Raw genomic sequence first — 23,019 nt, 5'->3', positions numbered from 1 at the left:
AAAACCGCGCTTTCCCCCCTAAGGTAAACGCCATTGGATGAGCAGGGGTTGATCGAAATGCAGCTTTAATTTAACATATATGTTAAATAATGAAAGCGGAGGTAACAATGACCGTATCCCTGCCAAACGAAAGTCCCGAATATCGCAATGCCAGGAATGCTTTGTTGATGGCTGAAACCGAGCTAAGAGCGCAAATCGAATCCGTCGCAGCCATGCGTCGCAGCCTGCCAAAAGGCGGGCAAGTACCAGACGACTATGCGTTCAGGTCGCTGGACGGTGAAGCCGCGAAGATGTCTTCATTGTTTGGGGAACATGACACACTTGCCATCTATTCTCTGATGTACGGGCCGAATGCCACCAGCCCTTGCCCGATGTGTTCGGCATTTCTGGATGGGCTGAACGGGCAAGTCACCCATATCCGAAGGAAAATATCGATTCTGGTCGTAGCCGAGAATACGCCTCAGAAGCTGGCAGCGTTAAAGACGCAGATGGGCTGGAATGACCTGCCCTTGTTTTCAGCGCTTGGTACGGGATACCAGCGTGACTATCTGGCTGAAACGGAAGACGGTAATCAACTGCCGATCCTGAACGTGTTTCAACGGGATCAGGACGGAATTCATCATTTTTGGGGATCCGAGCTGTTCTTTGAGCCCAGCGACTGGCATCCGCGGCACATAGATGCGGCATGGCCGCTTTGGAACATCCTGGATTTCACACCGCAGGGTCGCGGAGATTTCATGCCGCCACTACGCTGAAACAAAAGACGGCGGCCGGATCGACCGCCGTTTTCCTGAGTTTCGCCGCAATCAGTAGCGGTAATGCTCGGGCTTGTAGGGGCCTTCCGGCTTTACGCCGATATACGCCGCCTGCTCGCTGTCCATCTGGGTCAGCTTCACACCGATCCGGTCCAGATGCAGGCGCGCAACTTTCTCGTCCAGATGCTTGGGCAGGATGTAGACTTCGTTTTTGTATTGGTCACCCTTGGTGAACAGTTCGATCTGCGCCAGAACCTGGTTGGTGAACGAGGCCGACATCACGAAAGACGGGTGGCCGGTGGCATTGCCGAGGTTCAGCAGGCGACCTTCGGACAGCAGGATGAGACGGTTGCCCGAGGGCATCTCGATCATGTCCACCTGTTCTTTGATGTTGGTCCACTTGTGGTTTTTCAGGCTGGCCACCTGAATTTCGTTGTCGAAGTGGCCGATGTTGCCGACGATGGCCATGTCCTTCATCTCGCGCATATGCTCGATGCGGATCACGTCCTTGTTGCCGGTGGTGGTGATGAAGATATCTGCCGATGCAACTTCGTCTTCCAGCAGGGTCACTTCAAACCCGTCCATGGCGGCCTGCAGCGCGCAGATCGGATCAACTTCGGTGACTTTCACTCGGGCGCCTGCACCGCGCAGCGAAGCCGCCGAACCTTTGCCTACGTCGCCATATCCGCAGACCACGGCGACCTTGCCGGCCATCATGGTGTCGGTGGCGCGGCGAATGCCGTCGACCAGCGATTCCTTGCAGCCATATTTGTTGTCGAACTTCGACTTGGTGACCGAGTCGTTCACGTTGATCGCCGGGAACGGCAGATGGCCGTCTTTCACCAGCTGATACAGGCGATTCACGCCGGTGGTGGTTTCTTCGGACACGCCCTGGATCTGGTCGCGCATCTTGGTAAACCAGCCCGGGCTTGCGGCCATGCGCTTGGCGATCTGCTTCTTGATCACCTCTTCCTCTTCGGAAGACGGCACAGGGATGATGTCCTCACCCGCTTCGGCACGGGCACCCAGCAGGATGTACAGCGTCGCATCGCCGCCATCGTCCAGGATCATGTTGGGGCCATCTTCGAACAGGAAGGATTTGTCCAGATAATCCCAGTGCTCTTCCAGTGTCTGCCCCTTGATGGCGAAGACGGGTATACCCGCCTCGGCAATCGCGGCGGCTGCGTGATCCTGGGTCGAGAAGATGTTGCACGATGCCCAGCGCACATCGGCGCCCAGCGCAACCAACGTTTCGATCAAAACGCCGGTCTGAATGGTCATGTGCAGCGAACCGACAATGCGCGCACCGTTCAGCGGCTTGGCTTCGCCATATTCCGCACGCAAGGCCATCAGGCCCGGCATCTCGGTTTCGGCAATATCCAGCTCCTTGCGGCCAAACCCGGCCAATGAAATGTCTTTGACGATATAGTCCCCGGCCATCAGGTACTCCACTCCGGTAAATCACGAACCGGAGTGCCCTAGCATTCCTTTATGCAGGTGGCAACTTGGATAGCCGGAAACAGGGAGTTATGCCGTCAAAATCAGCTTGGCGTACCCTCAGGCTTGATAATCGGGATCGCCTCGAAGAAATCTGTGCCAACGGCGACAATACAGGTAATGCCATTGGCCTGTGTCACCAGAACGGTATAGCTGCCTGTTTCCTTTGAGGTCCAGACCTCCATGACCGATTGCGCACCGCGCGATTTCTGCAAACCGCCAAAGGCGAGTTCCTCGGCATATTTGTCCTGCAGATTGGAAATCACGTGTTCGCGCACTGCGCAGCTTTGGGCCAACACCGGCGGCGCTGTCGCGGCCATGCCGAATGTCAGGGCTATTGAGAACAATCGCTTGAACATGACAACCTCCTTTCGTTACGGGTTTCGCTACGAGAGGGGCACACCGGGAGGAGCGCGTGCCCCCCTCAGTTCTTTATGTCGGGATTGACTGTCATTCCTTCAAAGCACGAATGCTCAAGAAAACGTTGGCAGCCAGTGATCCAGACAGGTACATCATACCCTAAAAATGAGGCGCAATCGCGGCGGGTCGCGAGAGGTATGGTATTATGGCAACACAACCCCGGGCATGGCAGAGAATGCTGTCAGGTCGGCGTCTGGATCTGCTGGATCCGACGCCCGTGGACATCGAAATCGAAGATATCGCCCACGGACTTGCGTTTGTGGCCCGCTGGAACGGGCAGACGGACGGAGATTTCGCCTATTCCGTGGCCGAACATTCGCTGTTGGTCGAAGAGCTTTTTGGCCGGATTGTCCCCAAGGCACCGGCAAAATGGCGGCTGGCTGCTTTGTTACATGATGCGCCCGAATATGTGATCGGAGACATGATTTCCCCGGTGAAATCCGCCGTGGGTCCGGATTACGGCGCGCTGGATGATCGACTGGCTGCGGCCATCCACATCCGGTTCGGCCTGCCTGCCGAGGTGCCGAAAACAGTGAAACGGCAGATCAAAAAGGCCGACAAGATCAGCGCCTGGATGGAGGCAACCCAGATCGCGGGGTTTTCCGAGGCTGAGGCGACCAAGTTCTTTGGGCGACCGGATAGGGCGGTCATAGAAGGTTTGGAAATCCGGTTGCGCCCGGCGGTTGAGGTTCGGCGGGCGTATTCTGCGCGTCACGAGGAACTTTTAAAGAAACTGTAGCCCAAATCCCCGTATTCCACCTGGAACTTCAAGGGAAAGTGTCAGGTTCTCCAAACTGGTTTAAACCACTCTCGCTTGGCTGAATGTAGAAGTAGATCAAAACCAAGGTTCCGATCAGCGGAATGAAGGCAATCAATAACCACCAAGCGGTTCGCCCGATGTCGTGCAAACGTCTGGCCCCGATCGCCACATTGGGAAGCAACAGCCCAAGTGACACCAAAACTGAGAGCGGCTGGCCCGCGCTCGGTTCAAACGCGCCAAATCCAAGCATCGGCGCGATCAATGCACCATCGACAATTCGCGTCACCAAAAGAACAAGAAATACGGCCAGGACCCACCACCAAAAGGTCGCGCGCGAAGCGCGACCGTGGAAGTTGGCGTAATTTGACAGTGCCCGCCGAAATGCCGTCGAAAGATTATTCATGCCGCCCTCCGCAATTGGGCGGTATTCACATATCACTTTTTCTTGTTATTTGATATGCAGCCGTCTGTGCGGCCGCCGACAAACCTATACGTACGCGCCCGCCGAATAAGTCAGTTCGTACGAGTGGCTATAAAGTTCAAATACGTTCCCAAACGGGTCTTCCATGTAGACCATTCGATAAGGCTTTTCGCCAGGATAGTATTTTCGGATCTGGCTCATGCGTTGTTTTCCGCCTAACTCTTCTATGATCTTAACCCGCTCTTCCAGATTGGCGTCTTGCACGCAGAAATGAAAAAGACCGCGACGCCAATACTCAAACGGCCGTTCCTCTTCGATCGTGTTCGGAAACTCAAAGAGTTCAATGCCGGTTCCATCCCCCATCGACAGGTGGGCAATGCGGAATGAACCCCAGCCTTCACCAAAAACATCGTCACACATCTGGCCTATGGCGCTGTCGTCATGCAGCACTTCGGTGGGTTCCATGAGGACATAAAGCCCAAAGGCCTTGGAGTAGAACTCGACCGCTTTTTCAAGGTCCGGAACGGTTATTCCGATGTGGGAAAATGTTAGTGCAGACATCTTTGGAAACTCCTCGTTCAACAGCAAACAAGAGGAAGGGTATCAGCAGCCCTTGCCAATACCTTCCGAAATAGTGCGCTTGTTTGAGTTTCCACATCCAGAGAAGGGAGAATGCCAGCTTAGGTTCGATCTTAACGCGGGCTGCGCTTCGCCAAAATCCGCTGCAATGTGCGGCGGTGCATGTTCAGCCGCCGTGCGGTCTCGGAAACGTTCCGGTCGCACAGTTCATACACCCGCTGGATATGCTCCCAGCGGACGCGGTCCGCGCTCATGGGGTTTTCCGGGGGCGGGGGCAGTTCGTCGCCCTTGGCCAGCAACGCGTTGGTGATGTCGGTAGCATCGGCAGGTTTCGACAGGTAATCGGTCGCGCCGATCTTCACAGCGGCCACTGCAGTCGCGATCGCACCATATCCGGTCAGCACCACGACCCGGCTGTCGGGGCGCTTTTCACGCAGCACTTCGACCACATCCAGGCCGTTGCCATCCTCAAGCCGCAGATCGACAACCGCATAGGCGGGGGGCCGAGCGGTGGAAATGGCGCGCCCTGCCGCGACCGAGCCTGCGGTTTCAACCTCGAACCCGCGTTTTTCCATGGCTTTGGCCAGACGTCTCAGGAACGGCTCGTCATCATCGACCAGAAGCAGTGATTTATCGGGCCCGATATCATACTGAGGACTGTCCGCCATATTCCGCTCTTTCCGCTGTTTCCTGCCTTCGGCCTAGCACTAAGTCATAGCAGCGCCATGACAAAGGTCAAACCGATCACGTCTGATCCAGAAAGCAGCCGACCTTGTCAGCAATCTGCTCCGCAGTGTCGTCACGTTTGAAAAACTCAAGGAACCCGTCCTCGGGCGTGACCAGATAGGTGAAGGTCGAGTGGTCGACCAGGTAATACTCGTCACTTTTGTCCTGCGCCTTGTAATAGGTCTTGTAGGCCTTGCTGGCGGCCTTGACCTGTTCGGGCGAGCCGGTCAGCGCGATCATCCGTTCATGCAGGTTAAAGGCATAATCCCCGACCACTTCGGGCGTGTCGCGGTCCGGGTCGATCGAGATGAACAGGGGTGTCACGGACTGCCCGCGCTCGGCCAGGATGTCGATCGCTTCGGCATTGCGTGACATGTCAAAGGGGCAGACATCGGGGCAGAACGTATAACCGAAATAGACCAGTGTCGGTTCGGTGATCACGTCCTTGTCGGTGACAGTAGCGCCATGCGCGTTCACCAGTTCAAACGGTCCGCCAATGGCTGCTGCGCCGCCGGCGATCTGGCTGGACCGGCATTGGGCAAACTTGTCGCCCGACCCTGAACCCTGCACCAGCAGCCAGACGGTGCCCAATCCAACGGCAAGAATGACGGTAGCGAGAATGGCGTAAAGGCGGATCATGACGTTATCCTGATACCAGAGGGGTTGTTGATCGTTTCGGTCGGGACACCTATCAACATGGGGAACCGGTGCAATAGGACATAATTGACCCATGGCAGATTCCAACATCACATTTTGGCATGGTCAGGAACGCAGCAGCTGGATCCGGTTGCGCACCCTGATCCTGTTGCGCTGGGTCGCCATCGTCGGGCAGATCACGGCAATCACCGTGGCGCAGCAAACCTATCATGTGCAGCTCGAGGCCGGTTTGTGCTACCTGGCCATAGGCGTTTCGGTCATGGGCAACCTGACCGCCATTCTTCTGTTTCCCCGCAGCAAACGCCTGTCGGAGTTTGAGAACTTTCTGATGGTGCTGTTCGATCTGCTGCAACTGGCCTTCCTGTTGTACCTGACCGGCGGTCTGAACAATCCGTTCGCCTTGCTACTGGTCGGCCCGGTGACGATCTCGGCCAGCGTTATGAGTACCCGTTCCACCCTGATTGTCGGGGCCGTGGCAATCGTCCTGACCACGCTGCTGGCCGAGTTTCACCTGCCCTTGCGCACCAATCTGGGGCTCGAATTGCGAATCCCCGATATCCTGCTGTTCGGCAACTGGGCGGCGATCGTGATCGCCATCGTTTTTCTTGGCGCGTATTCGCACCGGGTCAGTTCCGAGGTGCAGTCCATGTCCGAGGCGCTTTCGGCCACGCATATGGCCCTGGCGCGTGAACAAAAACTGACGGATCTGGGGGGTGTCGTGGCTGCCGCGGCGCATGAGCTGGGTACGCCGCTTGCCACGATCAAACTGACCAGTTCCGAGCTTTTTGAAGAGCTGGACGACAGGCCGGATCTCAAAGAAGACGCGGCCCTGATCCGCGAACAGGCCAACCGGTGCCGCGATATTCTTCGCAATATGGGTCGGGCAGGCAAAGACGACCTGCATCTGCGCCAAGCGCCGCTTTCAACCGTCACTTTTGAAGCGGCAGAGCCGCATATCAACCGGGGCAAACAAGTGCATTTTGCCGAAGGTCCTGCACAGGGTGGCGATGTCCAGCAGCCCTCGATCCTGCGAAAGCCCGAGATCATCCACGGATTGCGCAACCTAATTCAGAACGCAGTGGATTTCGCCCGCGCCAATGTCTGGGTCGAGGCCGAGTGGACCGAAGACAGGATTACCGTCAACATCATGGATGACGGGCGCGGATACCCCTCGCAGATGATCGGACGCATCGGTGATCCGTTCATGCGGCGGCGCAGGACCGAAACCGATCAGCGGACCCGCCCGGAATACGAGGGGATGGGCCTGGGTCTGTTCATCGCGAAAACCCTGCTCGAGCGCAGCGGGGCAGAGCTGGAATTTGCCAACGGTTCCGACCCCTACCAGTCACTGACCGACAATCCCGAACGGCGGGGTGCCATCGTCAAAGTATCGTGGCCGCGCAACCTGATTGACGCGCAGACCGGGGATACGCCGGTACCGTCCGGGCTCAACCAGCCGATCGAGGTGTGAGTTAAGAAACCGTTAACCAATCAAGACCATAGTCCGGCCCAACTTTACTGGTGTCGGAGATCATATGGCCGACTGGATCATCCTTGTCGCAATCAGTCTGGTTTCATCCTGTTTCGCAGTGCAGTGGCTGTTGCCCCGCAAGGCGCAATACGATGCCAGTTTCGGACTGGCTTCGCCTTCGTCTTTGTTCGACACCGTCTTCCTGTTTGACGAATGTCGCCTGATCAGCCACTCGGACATCGCTTTGACAGGGTTCGACAAAGTCGCCGAGTGGGGCGATCTGCGCCGGTTGCTGCATCGGGATTTCCCAACCTTTCCCGAAACGCCGGATTGCGTCCGAAGCGCCGGGACGCTGGTGGTCCCGGCGATCGATTGCACGGTCGGGCGCGAGGTGGTGTGTGAATGGATCGACGGCGTTGTGCGGGTTCAGTTGCGGGAACAGTGCAATGGCCCCACCCATGTAAGACGCGACGCCAATGACCCGATCCGACTTGCCATGGATCAGGCCCCCTATCCGGTTTGGCTGCTGGATCATCAGGCCAGCGTCCGGTGGTGCAACGCAGCCTATGTTTCACTGGTTCGAAAAGTGCGCGGACAGGACGCCGATTTAACAGACCCTCTGTTTCAAACGCTGGCCGATGATATGCGCCTGAATACCAGGATCCGGGTTTCTGCAGACGTCAAAGAAAGTGACAGCAAACTTTGGTTCGATCTGACGCTGGTCGATCACGCCGAAGGGCGGCTGTGCTATGCCGTTGACATAAACGCCATTGTCGCCGCCGAAAACACGCAGCGCAAATTCGTTCAGACGATGACCAAGACCTTTGCCCAGCTGTCCATCGGTCTGGTCATCTTCGACCGCAACCGGCAACTGGCCCTGTTCAATCCGGCCCTGATCGACCTGACCACCCTGCCCCCGGATTTCCTGAGTTGCCGCCCCAGCCTGTCAAGTTTCTTTGACCGACTGCGCGATCAACACATGATGCCCGAACCCAAGAATTACCGCAGCTGGCGCCGCCAGATGAATGATCTTCTGGAAGCCGCCGAGGACGGGAATTATCAGGAAACATGGTCTCTGCCCTCCGGGTCCGTCTATTCGGTCAGCGGGCGGCCTCATCCTGACGGGGCGGTTGCGTTTCTGTTCGAGGATATCACCGCGGAAATCACGTTGACCCGAAGGTTCCGTTCGGAAATGGACCTGATGCAATCGATCCTGGACAAGCTCGCAGATGCAATTGCGGTGTTTGCCGATGACGGGACGCTGGCCTGCACGAATGATGCCTATCGCGTGTTGTGGAAGGACACAGGCCAGACCGGATTCGAACCGGAATCGGTTCTTGAGGTCACACGGCGATGGCAACAACGCTGTGCTGCAACGCCCTTGCTGGGCGAGATCCGTGATTTTGTTGAAATGCGAGACAATCGGGCCGAATGGTCCGGCGAGCTGTTCATGCGCGACGGAACGCACATCCTTTGCACCGTCAGTCCGATGCAGAATGGCGCAACCATCGTGCGCTTTGCGGACGGGAAAACCGTCAGCAAGCCTATGGTGCGACAACAGATCAGCGCCTGAACCGGGTTGCAGCCGAACGGGCGCAGGTTCATTGTGGCGCCATGACACGAACCCCACTCTCGATCACCTTGAATTCGCCGGAAGAAACTGCGGGCTTCGCAACCCGGGTCGCAGCCGGCTTGGCGCCGGGCGACACCCTGTTGCTGGAAGGTGAGATTGGCGGCGGCAAGACTCATTTTGCCCGCAGTCTGATCCAGTCCTTGATGGATGTACCCGAAGACGTACCCTCGCCGACTTTCACGCTGGTTCAGGCCTATGACACCCCGGCCGGAGAAATCTGGCATTGCGATCTGTACCGGTTAAGTGCCGTGGAAGAGATCGAGGAGCTGGGCCTGACCGAGGCATTCGACACTGCAATCTGCCTGATCGAATGGCCCGAGAAACTGGGTCCGCTTATGCCTGACGCGGCCCTTGCGTTGAAATTTCGCACCGACCCTGATTTACCCGACACAAGACACCTGACCCTGTCCTGGTCCGACCCGAAATGGGCACCCAAACTGGAGACCGCCGCATGACCAACCGCGCAGTGCTGGCCAAAGCGCTGATTGAGCAAACACCCTGGGCCAACGCCTCACGCGCAGCATTGGCAGGTGATGCGTCCAATCGCCGTTATGAACGCCTGACAGACCCGGATACCGGGCGCACGGCCGTATTCATGGACGCCCCGCCGGACAAGGCCGAGGATGTCGCGCAATTCGTGCGTGTCGCGGAATATCTGCGGTCAAACGGTCTGAACGCACCCGAAATCTATGCCGAAGACATGGAATTCGGATTTCTGCTGCTCGAGGATCTGGGCGACGATCTGTTCGCCCGTGTTCTGGAAAAGAACCCCAAACAGGAACTTGCCTTGTACGAGGCCGCAACCGACGTTCTGATCCATCTTCACAACGCGCCGACACTGTCTTTGCCGTCTTACGGGCCTTCGCTGATGACCGAGCTGGCCGCATTGTCCTTTACCAAATATGCACAAGGTATTCTGGGTTCGCATGACGAAGACGCGCGCGACCTGTTTGAACGCCGGTTCCAGGATATCCTGCACCGCGAAACTTCGGGCGCGAAAGTGGTTGTGTTGCGGGACTATCATGCAGAAAACCTGATCTGGATGCCCGATCGGGACGGTTTGCACAAAGTGGGTTTGCTGGATTTCCAGACCGCCATGCTGGGCCATCCCGCCTACGATCTGATGTCGCTGTTGCAGGATGTGCGCCGTTCAGTCTCGCCGGGCACTGAAATGCGCATGGTCAACCGGTACATCGCCGCAACCGGAATGGATGATCACGATTTCCGCACCGCGTACAGCGTTCTGGGGGCGCAGCGGAACCTGCGCATTCTGGGCGGGTTCGCGCGTCTGGCGACCGAATATGGAAAACCGCACTATGTCGATCTGATCCCGGCCACGTGGTCGCATCTGATGCGGGACCTCGAGCACCCGGCGCTGGTATCAGTGGCTGATCTGCTGCGCGAATCCCTGCCCGCGCCGACACCCGAAAACCTGGCCAGGCTAAGACCGCAATGACCCGACCGCCCGAAGCTGTCATGCTGTTCGCCGCCGGGTTTGGTACCCGTATGGGGGCATTGACCAAAGACCGGCCCAAACCGCTGATCGAAGTTGCCGGCAAACCGCTGATCGATCACGCACTGGATCTGGTTAACGATCTTGGCCCTCAGCGTGTCGTTGCCAATCTGCACTATCATGCGGATCAGCTCGCGGCGCACCTGGCTCCTCGGGGGGTATTATTGTCGCGGGAATCGCCAGAAATACTGGAAACCGGTGGCGGATTGCGGGCGGCTTTGCCTTTGTTAGGGTCTGATCCGGTCTTTACTCTGAACACCGATGCAATCTGGTCGGGGCCGAACCCGCTGACATTGCTGCGCGCAGCATGGGACCCTGACCGAATGGACGCTCTTTTGATGTGTATTCCGATCGCGCAGACAATCAGACATTCTGGATCGGGCGATTTTGCGGCAGACGAAACAGGACGCATCACGCGCGGCGGAGGGCTGGTATATGGGGGTGCTCAGATCCTTCGTACGGACGGTTTGCACGGGTTTCAGCAACCGGCCTTTTCGCTGAACCTGTTGTGGGATCAGATGCAACAGCAGGATCGTCTGTTCGCCCTGACCTATCCTGGTCGCTGGTGCGACGTTGGCCGCCCCGAAGGCATCGCAATGGCCGAAGGGTTGCTGGACAATGTTTGAACCCGGCATCCTGCCCCGTGTTTTTGCGGTTCCGCCCGGGGCAGACTTTCCAAAAGTTCTGGTGCAGGGGTTAAGGGCGCGCAGTGCGGATCTTCCGCCCGAAGCGCTGGCGCGGGTGCAACTGGTGGTGAATACCCGCCGCATGGCCCGCCGCGTGAGGGACTTGTTCGATCAGGGACCGCCCTGCCTGTTGCCAAGAATCTCGCTGGTGACAGATCTGGGGGAATCGGTTGATCTGGCGCAGGTGCCTCCGGCCATTCCAGCGCTGCGTCGGCGACTGGAACTGACCCAGCTGGTGGCGAAACTGCTGGACCAACAACCCGATCTGGCGGCAAGGTCTTCCATCTTCGATCTGGCGGACAGTCTGGCCAGCCTGATCGACGAAATGCAGGGCGAAGGCGTTTCGCCCGACGCCATCCGGCAACTGGATGTCAGCGACATGTCCGGCCATTGGGCCCGCGCACAGCAATTCTTTGGCATCGCCGATCGATTCATCAACACCGGCGAAGACACCCTGGACGCGCAGGCACGGCAACGGCGCGTCGTCAATAACCTGATTGACCGCTGGCGGAACGACCCGCCCGAACACCCCATCATTCTTGCCGGGTCAACCGGATCGCGTGGCACGACCCTGATGCTGATGGAAGCCGTCGCAAGGCTGCCACAAGGCGCGCTGATCCTTCCGGGCTTCGATTTCGATCAACCGAATGAAGTCTGGGAAGGACTGGATGAGGCGCTGACCTCGGAAGATCACCCCCAGTTTCGGTTTCGAAAGCTGATGACCCTGCTGGGTTTGACACCCGGCCAAATCACCAGTTGGACCGCCGACCAGCCACCCTCACCCGCGCGCAACAAGCTGATTTCACTGGCATTACGCCCGGCACCCATCACCGACGCGTGGATGACAGAGGGCCCGCGACTGACCGATCTGGCCGGTGCAACACGGGATTTGACCCTTGTCGAGGCCGCATCCCCCCGGTGCGAAGCATTGGCCATCGCGCTGCGGTTGCGCGAGGCGGCGGAAACCGGCCAGACCGCCGCCCTGATCACACCTGACCGAATGCTGACCCGTCAGGTCAGTGCCGCGCTGGACCGCTGGAACATCCTGCCGGATGACAGCGCCGGCCTGCCCCTGCAACTGTCGCCGCCCGGTCGGTTTCTACGCCACGTTGCCGGATTGTTCGTCCGACGACTTGAGGGTGAGGCCCTCCTGACCCTGCTCAAACACCCGCTGTGTCATGACGGCGCCGAGCGAGGGGCGCATTTGCTTCATACCCGCGATCTGGAACTGGATCTGCGGCGGTACGGCCCGCCGTTCCCCGACAGTACAAGTCTGAGCGCATTTGCGATCCGCAAGGATGTTTCGGACGACTGGGTGCTCTGGGTCACCACTCATTTCTGCGATCAGGTGGTTGCAGGTGAGCGTCTGTTGGCGGAATGGGTGGAAAACCTGCGCGCACTTGCCGAAGCGATTTCTGCGGGCAGTAAGGGCGACCCAGGCACATTATGGGACAAGAACGCTGGCCAAAAGGCCTTGTCCGTTTTGACCGCGCTGGAGAACGAGGCCCCATATGGCGGCCAGATGAACGCCCATGATTTCGCCGATCTTCTGGGCGCGTTGCTGGCAACGGAAGAGGTGCGCGACCGGGACGCGCCGCACCCTCATATCATGATCTGGGGCACCCTGGAGGCACGCGTGCAAGGCGCTGACCTGCTGATCCTTGGCGGGTTGAACGAAGGCAGCTGGCCCGAGGCCGCCGCCCCTGATCCGTGGTTAAACCGGCAAATGCGTAGTCAGGCCGGTCTGCTGCTGCCCGAGCGTCGCATTGGACTGTCAGCCCATGATTTCCAGCAGGCCGTCGGCGCGCCCGAAGTGTGGCTGACCCGGGCAACCCGGTCGGATGACGCGGAAACCGTCCCGTCGCGCTGGCTGAACCGTCTGACCAACCTGTTGCAGGGCCTGCCGGATCAGGGTGGGCCCGATGCCCTGTCCGAAATGCGGGCGCGCGGCCAAAGCTATCTGCGTTGGAGCGAAACGCTGGAACGCGCGCCCGATATCGCTTCGGCGCATCGCCCCTCGCCACGCCCCCCGGTTGCCGCACGTCCGCGCCGTTTGAGCGTCACCGAAATCAAGCGGCTGATCCGCGATCCTTATGCCGTGTACGCCAAACACGTGCTGCGGCTGAGGCCGCTGGACCCACTGGTACAGGCTCCGGACGCGTTGTTGCGCGGCATTGTCATTCACGAAATCCTGGAGCATTTCATCGAAGACAGTGTTCTGGATTCCGCCTTGCTGACGCGCGAGAATTTCCTCAAACGCGCAGCGACGTTGCTGGACCGGCACGTCGCGTGGCCGACTGCGCGGAAACTTTGGCTGGCGCGTCTGGAAAGGATCGCCGACGCATTCCTGCTTGCCGAAACCGGGCGGCGAAGCGATGGCGGACCAGTGGCCTTCGAAACGGCAATGAAGCTGGTTCTTGCACCGCTGGACTTCACGATCGCCGGGCGCGCCGACAGGATTGATCGCAACAGCCGCGGCGCCCTGCGCATCATCGACTACAAAACCGGTGTGCCGCCGACCGAAAGCCAACAGGCCAAATTCGACAAACAGCTTCTCATCGAGGCCGCAATGGCCGAGCAGGGCGGCATCGAAGGATTCGACCCCTTGCCAGTGGCCGAGGCGGCGTTCATCGGTATGGGCGGCACCTACAAAGAGGTGCCCGCGCCGCTGGCCAAGGAACCTGCCGACAAGGTTCTGGCCGAGCTGAAAGAGCTCATTTCAGCTTATTTAGAGCCTGATCAGGGCTTCTCGTCGCGCCGGATGCTGCACAAGGACACTGATATTGGCGACTATGATCATCTGGCGCGGTTCGGGGAATGGGATCGCACTGACGAAACGGTGCCCGAGGACCTGACATGAAAGCCCGCAACAATGCAACCGAACGGCAGGTGCAGGCCGCGCGACCCGATGCCTCGACCTGGCTTGCGGCCAACGCGGGGTCCGGCAAGACGCGGGTTTTGACCGACCGGGTGGCGCGGTTGCTGCTAGGCGGCGTGCAGCCGCAGCATATCCTGTGCCTGACCTACACCAAGGCCGCCGCCAGCGAGATGCAGAACCGGTTGTTCAAACGCCTTGGCGAATGGGCGATGTTGGGCGATTCGCAGTTGTTGGCGCAACTGACCGAACTGGGGGTTCCGGGCATCATTGACCCCGGGCGGCTGGCGCAGGCCAGAACCCTGTTCGCGCGTGCCATCGAAACACCTGGCGGGTTGAAGATACAGACGATCCACTCATTCTGCGCATCGCTTCTGCGGCGCTTCCCGCTTGAGGCTGGCGTCAGCCCCCAGTTTGCCGAAATGGAAGACCGCGCAGCCGCCCTTTTGCGGGAAGAAATCATCGAGGACTTCGCAGAAGGTCCACAATCCGGGTTGGTCGAAGACATTGCCCGGTTTGTCACGGATACTGGTTTCGACAAGTTGACGGCCGCCATCACGCAAAAGAGGAACCTGTTTTCTCATCCTCTGAATTGGGACGCGCTGCTGAAACGCTTTGACCTGCCGCCTGGTTTCGACGACGACGCCCTGTCGCGCAGCGTCTTTCTGGGCGGTGAGGTCGAGCTGATCCAGTCACTACTGCCTGCGTTGATCGAAAGTGGCGGCAACAATGCCAAGGCGGCGGCCAAGCTTACAGGATTCACCGAGGCGCGGATTGGGCATCTGCCGCTACTGGAATCCGTTTTGCTGACGGGAAAAGGCGCAAAAGAGCCCTTTACCGCCAAAACCAACAGCTTCCCGACCAAGGCCCTGCGCGAGGGCGCCCTTGCGGACCGGACGCCACAGCTTGAGGCGCTGATGCTGCGTGTCGAAGCCGCGCGGGAAAAGCGGCTGGCATTGACGGCGGCGCAGAAATCGCGGGTTCTGCATCGTTTCGCAGCCGCGTTTCTGCCGGAGTACGAAAGACGCAAGCAATTGCGCGGCTGGCTGGACTTTGATGACCTGATCCTGCGCGCGCGCCAAGTGCTGAACGATCCTGCCGTGGCGGAATGGGTGTTGTATCGATTGGATGGCGGCATCGACCATATCCTTGTGGACGAGGCACAGGACACAAGCCCGGATCAATGGGATGTGGTTGAAAAACTGGCACAGGAATTCACCAGCGGGGAAGGGGCCCGGTCCGGGGTCGAACGTACGATTTTTGTAGTCGGTGACAAGAAACAGTCGATCTATTCCTTTCAGGGCGCCGACCCGCAGGCCTTTGACCGGATGCAGGCAGAATTTGGGCGAAAACTCCAGGAATCAGGCTCTAAACTGTGGGATTCCACACTTGAATTCTCGTTCCGGTCCTCCAGCGCCATTCTGACGCTGGTCGATATCCTGTTTAAAAACAAGACAGATGCAGGGTTTCACAAGGACTCGCTGCACCGCGCCTTCAAGACAGATCTTCCCGGTCGCGTCGATCTGTGGCCGGTCGTGGAAAAGGTCGAGGATGAAGAGGACGGCGACTGGACCGATCCGGTCGACCGGCCCGGCGCACGCCATCACACAGTCATTCTGGCGGAACAGGTGGCACATTCGATCAAGGGCATGATCGAAAGTGGTGAAACCATTCCGGAAGATGGCGAAGACCCAGGCAGCTTTGTACGTCGACGGATTGAACCGGGCGATTTCCTGATCCTGGTGCAGCGCCGCTCGGACCTGTTTGCCGAAATTATCCGCGCCTGCAAGGCACAGGGCTTGCCCATCGCCGGAGCAGATCGGCTGAAGGTCGGGGCGGAACTGGCGGTCAGGGACCTTGCCGCGTTGCTGAGTTTTTTGGCCACGCCCGAAGACAGCCTGTCACTGGCCACGGTTCTGAAATCTCCGTTGTTTGGATGGTCGGAACAGCAGCTTTTTGATCTGGCGCACCGCCGGTCCGAGGAGTTTCTGTGGGCAGCGCTTCGCAGGCGGGCAGATGAGTTTCCTGAAACCAGTGCGGTTCTGAACGATCTTCGGGCTCAGATCGACTTTCTGCGCCCCTATGACCTGATAGAGCGTATCCTTACGCGCCATGATGGACGGCGCAAACTGCTGGGCCGTCTGGGGGCCGAAGCCGAGGACGGTATCAACGCGCTGTTGTCGCAGGCGCTGGCCTATGAGCGGACGGACATTCCCAGCCTGACCGGATTTCTGGTCTGGATGCAGACCGACGATCTGGAAATCAAGCGCCAGATGAGCGGTGTGGGCAACATGATCCGCGTTATGACCGTTCATGGCTCAAAAGGGCTGGAAGCCCCAATCGTGATCCTGCCGGACACCGGCAAGCGACAGCCGCCGCGCGATGCCGAGATCATGGTCTCGGATGATTTGCCCTTGTGGAAAGTCCCCTCGGACGCCTCGCCTGTGCTGATCTCGCAGGCGCGAAACACGGCGCGGGAACGGGAAGAAAATGAACGGCTGAGATTGCTCTATGTGGCTCTGACTCGGGCCGAAAAGTGGCTGATAGTGGCTGCGGCGGGCGATGTGGGACCGGCGGACGGCAGTTGGTATCAGATGGTCAAGGGCGCAATGGAACAGGCGGGCGCCACCCGGCTGCCGGGAACAGACACACTCAGGCTGGCGCATGGCGACTGGGACGGACTGGCTCTGACGGAACCGGAGCAGTACGTGGCAAGCACGACGGACTTGCCGCAGATGTTTCTGCAGCCCGCCGGGGAAGCACCCAAAACAGCGGAGACAATAAGCCCTTCTGAACTGGGCGGTGCCAAGGCTTTACCCGGCGATGCTGGTCTGGACGAAGACGCCGCCAAGCTGCGCGGGACGCAATTGCATCTGCTGCTCGAACACCTTCCATCCGTTTCTCAGGAACGCTGGGCTCAGCTTTGCGCACGCCTACTGCCTGATATGCACGAAGCGGAGAGGCTGGAGTTGATGGCAGAGGCAACGCGCGTGCTGACCTGCGACCAGCTATCCTTGGTGTTTGCGCCAGATACATTGGCCGAAGTTCCGATCTCGGGCGCATTGAACGGCCAACGGATGCACGGTGTCATTGACCGCCTGATCGTGACGGAAGCCGAAGTTCAGGCGATTGATTTCAAATCGAATTTCACTGTCCCTGACACTGCAGAGCAATGCCCCGAAGGCCTGTTGCGCCAAATGGGCGCCTATGCCTGCGCGCTGTCGCAGATTTATCCCGGGCGCACCATCCGTACCGCGATCCTTTGGACCCGGACCGCCCGGCTCATGTGGCTGCCACACGATCTTGTTACAGATGCTCTGACCCGCTCCCGCGTATCTTGACGTTGCCTGCATCGGCCCCTACGTTCTCAGCCCGAGTTTACCCCATTCAGGAGACAGAATATGTCGACCGTTGCCGTTACTGACGAGACCTTTGACGCCGAAGTCAAGAATTCGGATATCCCCGTTGTAGTAGATTTCTGGGCAGAATGGTGCGGACCCTGCAAGCAGATCGGTCCGGCCCTGGAAGAACTGGCTGCAGAATATGGCGGCAAGGTAAAAATTGCCAAAGTTGACGTGGACAGCAACCCGAACGCTGCCGCCGCCATGGGCGTGCGTGGTATTCCGGCCCTGTTCATTTTCAAGGACGGTCAGGTGGTATCCAACCGCGCTGGTGCGGCACCGAAGGCGGCGCTGCAAAGCTGGATCGACGAATCCATCTGACCCTGTGAATTTCGGCAGAAGACGCCCCGTTTCCGCGGGGCGTTTTTTTTGGCCATCTGGTCAGGAGGGGCTGCGATATTGTCAGCGCTTCCTGGACTGCCCGACATCGCACGACTGGATATTTGACCGATGCCCCGCAACTGTCACCAAAGGGCCATTGCACAGAACCGGCATCACTTGTCCTTACCTGAAAGGGCGTATTTCAATGCGTTAGCGCATCCGGTTTTCAGGGTGCCCTGGCCAAAAGTCTGACAGGAGGGTCGTCAAATATGGCAAAAACTCGGGTTCTGGTTGAATTCGGCATGGGGACGTCTTTGCGGCGCGAGGACTATACCGAGGCTGCGTTGCGGGCCATCAAGGATGCACTGTGGCACAACTCCGTCAATATGGCCGAGCTGTTTGATTTCCCAAAGCAAGCAATGATCATCGATGCGCAAATTGGTGTGCAGCAGCCGGACAAGGTCGACACCCAGATTCTGAAAGACGTGTTCCCTTACGGGCAGCCCAATATCACGGTGACGCATGGCGGTCTGGACATCGACAAACCGCATTCCGATGGCTGCACGGTCATCGCCAACGCGGCCGTCATCGTTTCCTTCGATATGGAGCCTGCGCAATGACCGAAAAACGCATCATTCTGGAAATGGGAACCGGAAATGACCTGTACGGTCAGGATTACACCAAGGCTGCGCGCCGGGCGGTTCAGGACGCGCTGCATCATTCTTCGATCACGCTGTTTTCGAAGCTGGATATCGATCACTCGGAAATGAGGGTCCAGGTGACAATCGGTGTTCAGAACCCAGATTTTGTGGATTGCGATCTGGTCGCCGCCGATCTGCCCCGGGGGCGGGCGCAGGTGCGCGCCGTCAAGGGCGGACTGGATATCGAAGACAGCGACGCCGGCACCCGGCACGTTGTTGCGACCGCCGCCATCGAGGCCTTTTTACCGGATCAGTCGGGGAAGTTCGTGCAGTCCTGAAAAAGAAAAAAGCCGCTCGGTCGAGCGGCTCATCTCATGGTCTGACTTGCCTTGAAATCAGAGGTTTTTGATGTCGGCGCGGGTCAGGCCGATATCATCCAGCTGGGCGTCGGACAGAACTGACAGCGCCTTGCGGGTCTTGCGGGATTCGTTCCACTGTGCGGCAGCTTCGAAAGCTCCGGTGAATGCGTCCACTACGTGCAGGATGGTAGCTGCTCCGAGCGGCGCATGGATGTTTGCGGTGGTTGCCATTTGCGCATTCCTTCTAACAGAAACAGCCGACCCGTTGTCGGTTGTGATCCTCATCTAGTATGCCCGGCCCGGACTCACAAATGCTGGTCTGGTAAACCCGCAATGCATTTTGTGCATATCAATTAGGCACTTCGGGAAGCGGTTGCGCATAACATCAGCGCAGCCCATATATGAGCCCGGACAACAAACGGAGACTTTCATGGCGGACAGCGACTTTCCCGGATGGCACGGCACAACGATCATCGGCGTCAAAAAGGGCGGAAAGGTTGTCATTGCCGGTGACGGGCAGGTCAGCCTGGGGCAGACCGTGATCAAGGGTACGGCCCGCAAGGTACGCCGTCTGTCGCCCGGCGGGTTCGAGATTGTGGCAGGCTTTGCCGGTTCCACCGCAGATGCCTTTACCCTGCTCGAGCGGCTGGAGACCAAGCTTGAGGCGACGCCGGGCCAGCTGGCGCGCGCCTCGGTCGAGCTTGCCAAGGACTGGCGGACAGACAAATATCTGCAAAAGCTCGAGGCGATGCTGATTGTCACCGACGGCAAGGATCTGTTCGTGATCACCGGGGCAGGGGATGTGCTTGAGCCTGAACACAACGTGGCAGCCATTGGATCAGGCGGAAATTTCGCTCTGGCCGCTGCGCGCGCGATGATGGACAGCGACAGGTCGGCGGAAGACATCGCCCGGCAATCCATGGCGATTGCGGCGGACATTTGTGTGTACACCAACGGCAAGCTGACTGTTGAAACGATCTCAGGCTAACAGGGCTGAGATCTCTTTCCCCTTCCAGCGGCGGTGCATTCCGATCAGGCCCAGTATCGCAGCAATGACCACGATGTAATAGGGCACGCGGATGTCGATGCTCATCAAGCCGCCGCCGACCAGCGACATGATCCCTCCGGCCAGGCAGAATACTGCGGTGGTCACGCCCATGACCCAGCCCTGATCCGTTTCGCTGACCGATGAAGAGAATAGGCCCAGCATGGTCGGATAGGCCACGCCGAACAGGAAGTAGAAGAAGAACACTGGCACATAGCTGAATACACCGCTTGGGCTGAACGCAAAGGCAATGCCGCAGATGATCATGACCACAAGCGATGTGTAGATAATGCTGTGTTTGCTGAATCTCTCCTGTGCTGGTTTCACAAGGAACGTGCTTGAGAACGCCAGTGCAAAGCCGATAACCACCATCGCCATACTGCCGCCAATCACGCCGTAGCCGAAAGCGCTGGTCAGGAAATTATCCACGAACACATAAAACGTGACGTTGGCGATCATGAAGAACGAATAGACAGGCAGGATCTTCAACACCATGGGATGCCCACGGACTGCGATCAGGCTGTCGGTGACGTCACGGGGACGGAAGACAAAGGCCGTGCGTTCGGTTCTTGTGTCCTTGAAATAGAACAGCACCAGGAAAATCGCGATCAACACCAGAACGAAGGCTCCATAGAACGGCGTTTTGAGTGTGGCCGCACCACCCAACAGAGCAGCATCCGACAGGACCGCACCAATGATCGGGCCGCCCACCAGACCAAAGCTGACGCCGGTCACGATATAGCCCATGTTTCGGTCCCGATCCGCCGCATCCGTACTGCCATCAATCATTGCCGCCTGTGCAATGGGTTGGTTTCCGGCGGTAAAGCCGGTGATTGACCGGCCGGCAATCAGCAGCAGCAAACTGTTGAGGTAAAGCGCCGCGATGGTGATGGCGTACCCCGCAAGCGCTCCGCTCAGACAAACCAGCAAAGCGTTCTTGCGCCCGATCGAATCCGAGACTTTGGACACGTAGACAACGCCCAGAAACCAGGACAGGAAAAAGCAACCAATCACTAGGCCATAGTAGAAATGCCGCCGACCGACCGGCGTATTTTCCGGCAGAAACCCGGACTTCGTCTCCATGATCAGTGAGTTGATGATGGGAAAGACCAGTCCCTGTCCGATCAGATCTACAAATACAACAAACAACAAAGTGATTTTGGCAATCTTCGTCATGCAACCCGCCCCGTTTCTTCAAATGGGGTGAGTGTAGCAGACAGGTGTTCTGACACCTAACACCATGCAAAAGGCCGGGTTTTACCAGGCCCCCGGCAGTCCTGATCGCGTGTGGATCAGTTCAGCGACGCCACGCCCAACGGCACGCCCGCGACCTCGCACCAGATGTAAACTTCGTTGTAGCCGGAAACGTCCATGGTCGGCGGAACGGCATAGGATTGTTTGCCGGTCAGGTTCAGCAGCGCACCCAGCTTGCTGTCAGGATCATATGATCCGTCCTTGCCGAAAGCGACACGCGGGTCGGGCCCGCCATCCAGTGAGAAATCGTCGCCCAGTTCGACAATGTAGCGGTCTCCATTCTTGACCAGCTTCACCGAACCCGAGGTGATGTGCTTCGAACGGCCCTCGAACGTGCCTTTCTTCTTGGCACCGCCAGCAACGGCGGCATTGGCACTGGTCAATGTCAGTGCCGCGCCGGCTGCAGCGGCTTTCACAAAGAGCGAGCGACGAGTCATCATGATGAGTTTTCTCCATTGGTAGACACGGACTGGTTTGCCCGATGTTGTCCGTTATGCCGCAGGCCTCGCCGCATACTCCAATCACTTCGGGACGAATTTCTGTGTGCGCGCCGTGTGTTGGCGTGATGTTTTCGTGATCGGCTTGTGTTTTCGCGCCTTATGATTAGGTTCCGCTTCGAAACAAACGGATTGAGTGCATATGACCGACCTGACCCCGCGCGAGATTGTCTCGGAACTGGACCGCTTCATCATTGGCCAGAAGGATGCCAAACGCGCGGTTGCCGTCGCGCTGCGAAACCGCTGGCGGCGCAAGCAGTTGCCTGACGACATCCGGGACGAGGTCTATCCGAAGAACATCCTGATGATCGGCCCCACCGGCGTCGGCAAGACCGAGATCAGCCGTCGTCTGGCCAAACTGGCCCGCGCGCCTTTCATCAAGGTCGAAGCCACCAAGTTCACCGAGGTTGGCTATGTCGGGCGCGACGTAGAACAGATCGTGCGGGATCTGGCGGACGCCGCCATCCTGCAGACCCGCGAGTTCATGCGCGAAGACGTCAAGGCGCGCGCCCATCAGGCTGCCGAAGACCGGGTCATCGCCGCCATAGCCGGGGAAGACGCCCGCGAAGGCACGCGCGAGATGTTTCGCAAAAAACTGAAATCCGGTGAGCTGGACGATACGGTGATCGAGCTGGAACTCTCGGACACCTCGAGCCCGATGCCGATGTTCGACATTCCCGGCCAACCCGGCAGCCAGATGGGGATGATGAACCTGGGAGATATCTTCGGCAAGGCCTTTGGCGGGCGCACGGTCAAACGCAAGATGACTGTCGCAGAAAGCTATGACGCTCTGATCGGGGAAGAGGCCGACAAGCTGCTGGATGATGAAACCGTCAACCGCGTGGCGCTGGAATCCGTCGAACAGAACGGCATCGTGTTTCTGGATGAGATCGACAAGGTTTGCGCCCGCTCTGACGCACGCGGCGCTGATGTCAGCCGGGAGGGGGTTCAGCGGGACCTCTTGCCCTTGATCGAAGGCACAACCGTGTCCACCAAGCATGGCCCTGTCAAAACAGACCACATCCTGTTTATCGCCTCCGGGGCGTTCCACATCGCCAAGCCCTCGGACCTGTTGCCGGAACTTCAGGGGCGTCTGCCGATCAGGGTCGAACTGCGCGCCCTGACGGAAGAAGACTTTGTGCGCATCCTGACGGAAACAGACAACGCCCTGACCCTTCAGTATACCGCGCTGATGGGGACCGAGGATGTTACTGTCCAGTTCAGCGAAGATGGCATCGCGGCGCTTGCCCGCATTGCAGCGGACGTGAACCAGAGCGTCGAAAACATCGGTGCGCGGCGGCTCTACACCGTGATGGAACGCGTGTTCGAAGAATTGTCTTTCGCCGCCCCCGACAAAGCCGGAACGGAAATCACGGTCGACGCGGAATTTGTCAGCAGCAATCTGGGTGAACTGACCAAATCCACCGATCTCAGCCGTTACGTTTTGTAACACGCTCAGCCGGATTTTGCCTTTCTTCTACCCCGCGCCGCTGGACGTGGGGCGAGAA

At 58.6% G+C, this 23,019-nt stretch carries 23 protein-coding genes; 14 read left to right on the top strand and 9 right to left on the bottom strand.

Features of this window, described 5'->3' with window-relative positions:
* Positions 1 to 107: 107 nt before the first annotated feature.
* The gene (locus ACR0J2_RS18025) at positions 108 to 755 is read left to right on the top strand and encodes a DUF899 family protein (RefSeq protein WP_170612829.1); all 648 of its coding nucleotides are present in this window, start codon (positions 108 to 110) and stop codon (positions 753 to 755) included.
* A gap of 51 nt (positions 756 to 806) precedes the next feature.
* Here the strand turns inward: ACR0J2_RS18025 and ahcY are convergent, their stop codons facing one another.
* Complete coding sequence (gene ahcY, locus ACR0J2_RS18020) at positions 807 to 2,195, bottom strand: adenosylhomocysteinase (protein ID WP_170612827.1); 1,389 nt, start codon at positions 2,193 to 2,195, stop codon at positions 807 to 809.
* 101 nt (positions 2,196 to 2,296) lie between these two features.
* Positions 2,297 to 2,611, bottom strand: a complete 315-nt coding sequence (locus ACR0J2_RS18015; RefSeq protein ID WP_170612824.1) for a hypothetical protein — start codon at positions 2,609 to 2,611, stop codon at positions 2,297 to 2,299.
* A gap of 206 nt (positions 2,612 to 2,817) precedes the next feature.
* Between ACR0J2_RS18015 and ACR0J2_RS18010 the strand changes: the two genes are divergently transcribed.
* The gene (locus tag ACR0J2_RS18010; RefSeq protein WP_170612822.1) at positions 2,818 to 3,411 is read left to right on the top strand and encodes an HD domain-containing protein; all 594 of its coding nucleotides are present in this window, start codon (positions 2,818 to 2,820) and stop codon (positions 3,409 to 3,411) included.
* A gap of 28 nt (positions 3,412 to 3,439) precedes the next feature.
* Here ACR0J2_RS18010 and ACR0J2_RS18005 read toward each other — a convergent pair whose 3' ends face one another.
* From ACR0J2_RS18005 to ACR0J2_RS17990, 4 genes are all read right to left on the bottom strand, one after another.
* Entirely contained in the window at positions 3,440 to 3,835 is a 396-nt protein-coding gene (locus ACR0J2_RS18005) for a DUF805 domain-containing protein (protein WP_170612820.1), read from the bottom strand.
* A gap of 84 nt (positions 3,836 to 3,919) precedes the next feature.
* Positions 3,920 to 4,414: a lactoylglutathione lyase family protein gene (locus ACR0J2_RS18000; RefSeq protein WP_170612818.1), complete on the bottom strand. Its 495-nt coding sequence runs from the start codon at positions 4,412 to 4,414 to the stop codon at positions 3,920 to 3,922.
* 131 nt (positions 4,415 to 4,545) lie between these two features.
* Positions 4,546 to 5,100, bottom strand: a complete 555-nt coding sequence (locus tag ACR0J2_RS17995; protein ID WP_170612816.1) for an ActR/PrrA/RegA family redox response regulator transcription factor — start codon at positions 5,098 to 5,100, stop codon at positions 4,546 to 4,548.
* A 76-nt stretch (positions 5,101 to 5,176) separates the two neighbouring features.
* The gene (locus ACR0J2_RS17990) at positions 5,177 to 5,797 is read right to left on the bottom strand and encodes an SCO family protein (RefSeq protein ID WP_170612815.1); all 621 of its coding nucleotides are present in this window, start codon (positions 5,795 to 5,797) and stop codon (positions 5,177 to 5,179) included.
* Between the two features lie 91 nt (positions 5,798 to 5,888).
* Between ACR0J2_RS17990 and regB the strand changes: the two genes are divergently transcribed.
* From regB to ACR0J2_RS17940, 10 genes are all read left to right on the top strand, one after another.
* A complete protein-coding gene (gene regB / locus ACR0J2_RS17985) occupies positions 5,889 to 7,286 on the top strand; it encodes a sensor histidine kinase RegB (protein WP_170612813.1) in 1,398 nt (465 codons plus the stop codon).
* A gap of 64 nt (positions 7,287 to 7,350) precedes the next feature.
* On the top strand, positions 7,351 to 8,859 hold the full coding sequence (locus tag ACR0J2_RS17980) for a PAS-domain containing protein (protein WP_480813446.1): 1,509 nt from the start codon (positions 7,351 to 7,353) through the stop codon (positions 8,857 to 8,859).
* Positions 8,860 to 8,900: 41 nt separating this feature from the next.
* Positions 8,901 to 9,374, top strand: a complete 474-nt coding sequence (gene tsaE / locus ACR0J2_RS17975) for a tRNA (adenosine(37)-N6)-threonylcarbamoyltransferase complex ATPase subunit type 1 TsaE (protein ID WP_170612809.1) — start codon at positions 8,901 to 8,903, stop codon at positions 9,372 to 9,374.
* A complete protein-coding gene (locus ACR0J2_RS17970; RefSeq protein WP_480523044.1) occupies positions 9,371 to 10,375 on the top strand; it encodes an aminoglycoside phosphotransferase family protein in 1,005 nt (334 codons plus the stop codon). Before tsaE ends, ACR0J2_RS17970 begins: the two co-directional genes overlap by 4 nt.
* Entirely contained in the window at positions 10,372 to 11,058 is a 687-nt protein-coding gene (locus tag ACR0J2_RS17965; RefSeq protein WP_480813445.1) for a nucleotidyltransferase family protein, read from the top strand. The genes ACR0J2_RS17970 and ACR0J2_RS17965 overlap by 4 nt, the downstream gene beginning before the upstream one ends.
* Positions 11,051 to 13,978, top strand: coding sequence for a double-strand break repair protein AddB (gene addB / locus ACR0J2_RS17960; RefSeq protein ID WP_480813444.1), 2,928 nt, complete (start codon positions 11,051 to 11,053; stop codon positions 13,976 to 13,978). The genes ACR0J2_RS17965 and addB overlap by 8 nt, the downstream gene beginning before the upstream one ends.
* On the top strand, positions 13,975 to 17,334 hold the full coding sequence (gene addA, locus ACR0J2_RS17955) for a double-strand break repair helicase AddA (protein WP_480813443.1): 3,360 nt from the start codon (positions 13,975 to 13,977) through the stop codon (positions 17,332 to 17,334). The genes addB and addA overlap by 4 nt, the downstream gene beginning before the upstream one ends.
* 60 nt (positions 17,335 to 17,394) lie before the next feature.
* Positions 17,395 to 17,715, top strand: coding sequence for a thioredoxin (gene trxA / locus ACR0J2_RS17950; RefSeq protein ID WP_170612799.1), 321 nt, complete (start codon positions 17,395 to 17,397; stop codon positions 17,713 to 17,715).
* A 269-nt stretch (positions 17,716 to 17,984) separates the two neighbouring features.
* Positions 17,985 to 18,335, top strand: coding sequence for a Lin0512 family protein (locus tag ACR0J2_RS17945; protein WP_480813442.1), 351 nt, complete (start codon positions 17,985 to 17,987; stop codon positions 18,333 to 18,335).
* Positions 18,332 to 18,694, top strand: coding sequence for a Lin0512 family protein (locus tag ACR0J2_RS17940; protein ID WP_480813441.1), 363 nt, complete (start codon positions 18,332 to 18,334; stop codon positions 18,692 to 18,694). Before ACR0J2_RS17945 ends, ACR0J2_RS17940 begins: the two co-directional genes overlap by 4 nt.
* A gap of 57 nt (positions 18,695 to 18,751) precedes the next feature.
* Here ACR0J2_RS17940 and ACR0J2_RS17935 read toward each other — a convergent pair whose 3' ends face one another.
* Positions 18,752 to 18,946, bottom strand: coding sequence for a DUF1127 domain-containing protein (locus ACR0J2_RS17935; protein WP_170612793.1), 195 nt, complete (start codon positions 18,944 to 18,946; stop codon positions 18,752 to 18,754).
* Positions 18,947 to 19,145: 199 nt separating this feature from the next.
* Here ACR0J2_RS17935 and hslV point away from each other — a divergent pair, with 199 nt between their 5' ends.
* Positions 19,146 to 19,703, top strand: a complete 558-nt coding sequence (gene hslV, locus ACR0J2_RS17930; protein WP_170807108.1) for an ATP-dependent protease subunit HslV — start codon at positions 19,146 to 19,148, stop codon at positions 19,701 to 19,703.
* Here hslV and ACR0J2_RS17925 read toward each other — a convergent pair.
* Positions 19,695 to 20,936 (bottom strand): MFS transporter, encoded by a 1,242-nt coding sequence (locus ACR0J2_RS17925; protein ID WP_170612789.1) that lies wholly within the window; start codon positions 20,934 to 20,936, stop codon positions 19,695 to 19,697. The two genes, hslV and ACR0J2_RS17925, sit on opposite strands and share 9 nt — an antisense overlap.
* Positions 20,937 to 21,052: 116 nt before the next feature.
* Positions 21,053 to 21,454: a DM13 domain-containing protein gene (locus ACR0J2_RS17920; protein WP_321249889.1), complete on the bottom strand. Its 402-nt coding sequence runs from the start codon at positions 21,452 to 21,454 to the stop codon at positions 21,053 to 21,055.
* A 199-nt stretch (positions 21,455 to 21,653) separates the two neighbouring features.
* On the opposite strand from ACR0J2_RS17920, the gene hslU reads away from it, so the two are divergent.
* Entirely contained in the window at positions 21,654 to 22,961 is a 1,308-nt protein-coding gene (hslU, locus tag ACR0J2_RS17915) for an ATP-dependent protease ATPase subunit HslU (protein WP_170807110.1), read from the top strand.
* Positions 22,962 to 23,019 lie beyond the last annotated feature (58 nt).

It is taken from the genome of Ruegeria sp. CG4 (genome assembly GCF_056537185.1).
The sequence above is the reverse complement of the archived record's forward strand: the minus strand, read 5'-3'. Positions and strand labels throughout refer to the sequence as shown.

Excerpts from the sequence above, each read along its gene's own strand:
- ACR0J2_RS17980 (WP_480813446.1), top strand. The coding sequence starts at position 7,351 with ATGGCCGACTGGATCATCCTTGTCGCAATCAGTCTGGTTTCATCCTGT.
- addB (WP_480813444.1), top strand. The coding sequence starts at position 11,051 with ATGTTTGAACCCGGCATCCTGCCCCGTGTTTTTGCGGTTCCGCCCGGG.
- ACR0J2_RS17925 (WP_170612789.1), bottom strand. The coding sequence starts at position 20,936 with ATGACGAAGATTGCCAAAATCACTTTGTTGTTTGTTGTATTTGTAGAT.
- ACR0J2_RS17935 (WP_170612793.1), bottom strand. The coding sequence starts at position 18,946 with ATGGCAACCACCGCAAACATCCATGCGCCGCTCGGAGCAGCTACCATC.
- ACR0J2_RS18005 (WP_170612820.1), bottom strand. The coding sequence starts at position 3,835 with ATGAATAATCTTTCGACGGCATTTCGGCGGGCACTGTCAAATTACGCC.
- regB (WP_170612813.1), top strand. The coding sequence starts at position 5,889 with ATGGCAGATTCCAACATCACATTTTGGCATGGTCAGGAACGCAGCAGC.
- ACR0J2_RS17990 (WP_170612815.1), bottom strand. The coding sequence starts at position 5,797 with ATGATCCGCCTTTACGCCATTCTCGCTACCGTCATTCTTGCCGTTGGA.
- trxA (WP_170612799.1), top strand. The coding sequence starts at position 17,395 with ATGTCGACCGTTGCCGTTACTGACGAGACCTTTGACGCCGAAGTCAAG.
- ACR0J2_RS17995 (WP_170612816.1), bottom strand. The coding sequence starts at position 5,100 with ATGGCGGACAGTCCTCAGTATGATATCGGGCCCGATAAATCACTGCTT.
- ACR0J2_RS18025 (WP_170612829.1), top strand. The coding sequence starts at position 108 with ATGACCGTATCCCTGCCAAACGAAAGTCCCGAATATCGCAATGCCAGG.
- ahcY (WP_170612827.1), bottom strand. The coding sequence starts at position 2,195 with ATGGCCGGGGACTATATCGTCAAAGACATTTCATTGGCCGGGTTTGGC.
- tsaE (WP_170612809.1), top strand. The coding sequence starts at position 8,901 with ATGACACGAACCCCACTCTCGATCACCTTGAATTCGCCGGAAGAAACT.
- ACR0J2_RS17965 (WP_480813445.1), top strand. The coding sequence starts at position 10,372 with ATGACCCGACCGCCCGAAGCTGTCATGCTGTTCGCCGCCGGGTTTGGT.
- ACR0J2_RS17970 (WP_480523044.1), top strand. The coding sequence starts at position 9,371 with ATGACCAACCGCGCAGTGCTGGCCAAAGCGCTGATTGAGCAAACACCC.
- ACR0J2_RS17940 (WP_480813441.1), top strand. The coding sequence starts at position 18,332 with ATGACCGAAAAACGCATCATTCTGGAAATGGGAACCGGAAATGACCTG.
- hslU (WP_170807110.1), top strand. The coding sequence starts at position 21,654 with ATGACCGACCTGACCCCGCGCGAGATTGTCTCGGAACTGGACCGCTTC.
- ACR0J2_RS18000 (WP_170612818.1), bottom strand. The coding sequence starts at position 4,414 with ATGTCTGCACTAACATTTTCCCACATCGGAATAACCGTTCCGGACCTT.
- ACR0J2_RS17945 (WP_480813442.1), top strand. The coding sequence starts at position 17,985 with ATGGCAAAAACTCGGGTTCTGGTTGAATTCGGCATGGGGACGTCTTTG.
- hslV (WP_170807108.1), top strand. The coding sequence starts at position 19,146 with ATGGCGGACAGCGACTTTCCCGGATGGCACGGCACAACGATCATCGGC.
- addA (WP_480813443.1), top strand. The coding sequence starts at position 13,975 with ATGAAAGCCCGCAACAATGCAACCGAACGGCAGGTGCAGGCCGCGCGA.
- ACR0J2_RS18015 (WP_170612824.1), bottom strand. The coding sequence starts at position 2,611 with ATGTTCAAGCGATTGTTCTCAATAGCCCTGACATTCGGCATGGCCGCG.
- ACR0J2_RS17920 (WP_321249889.1), bottom strand. The coding sequence starts at position 21,454 with ATGATGACTCGTCGCTCGCTCTTTGTGAAAGCCGCTGCAGCCGGCGCG.
- ACR0J2_RS18010 (WP_170612822.1), top strand. The coding sequence starts at position 2,818 with ATGGCAACACAACCCCGGGCATGGCAGAGAATGCTGTCAGGTCGGCGT.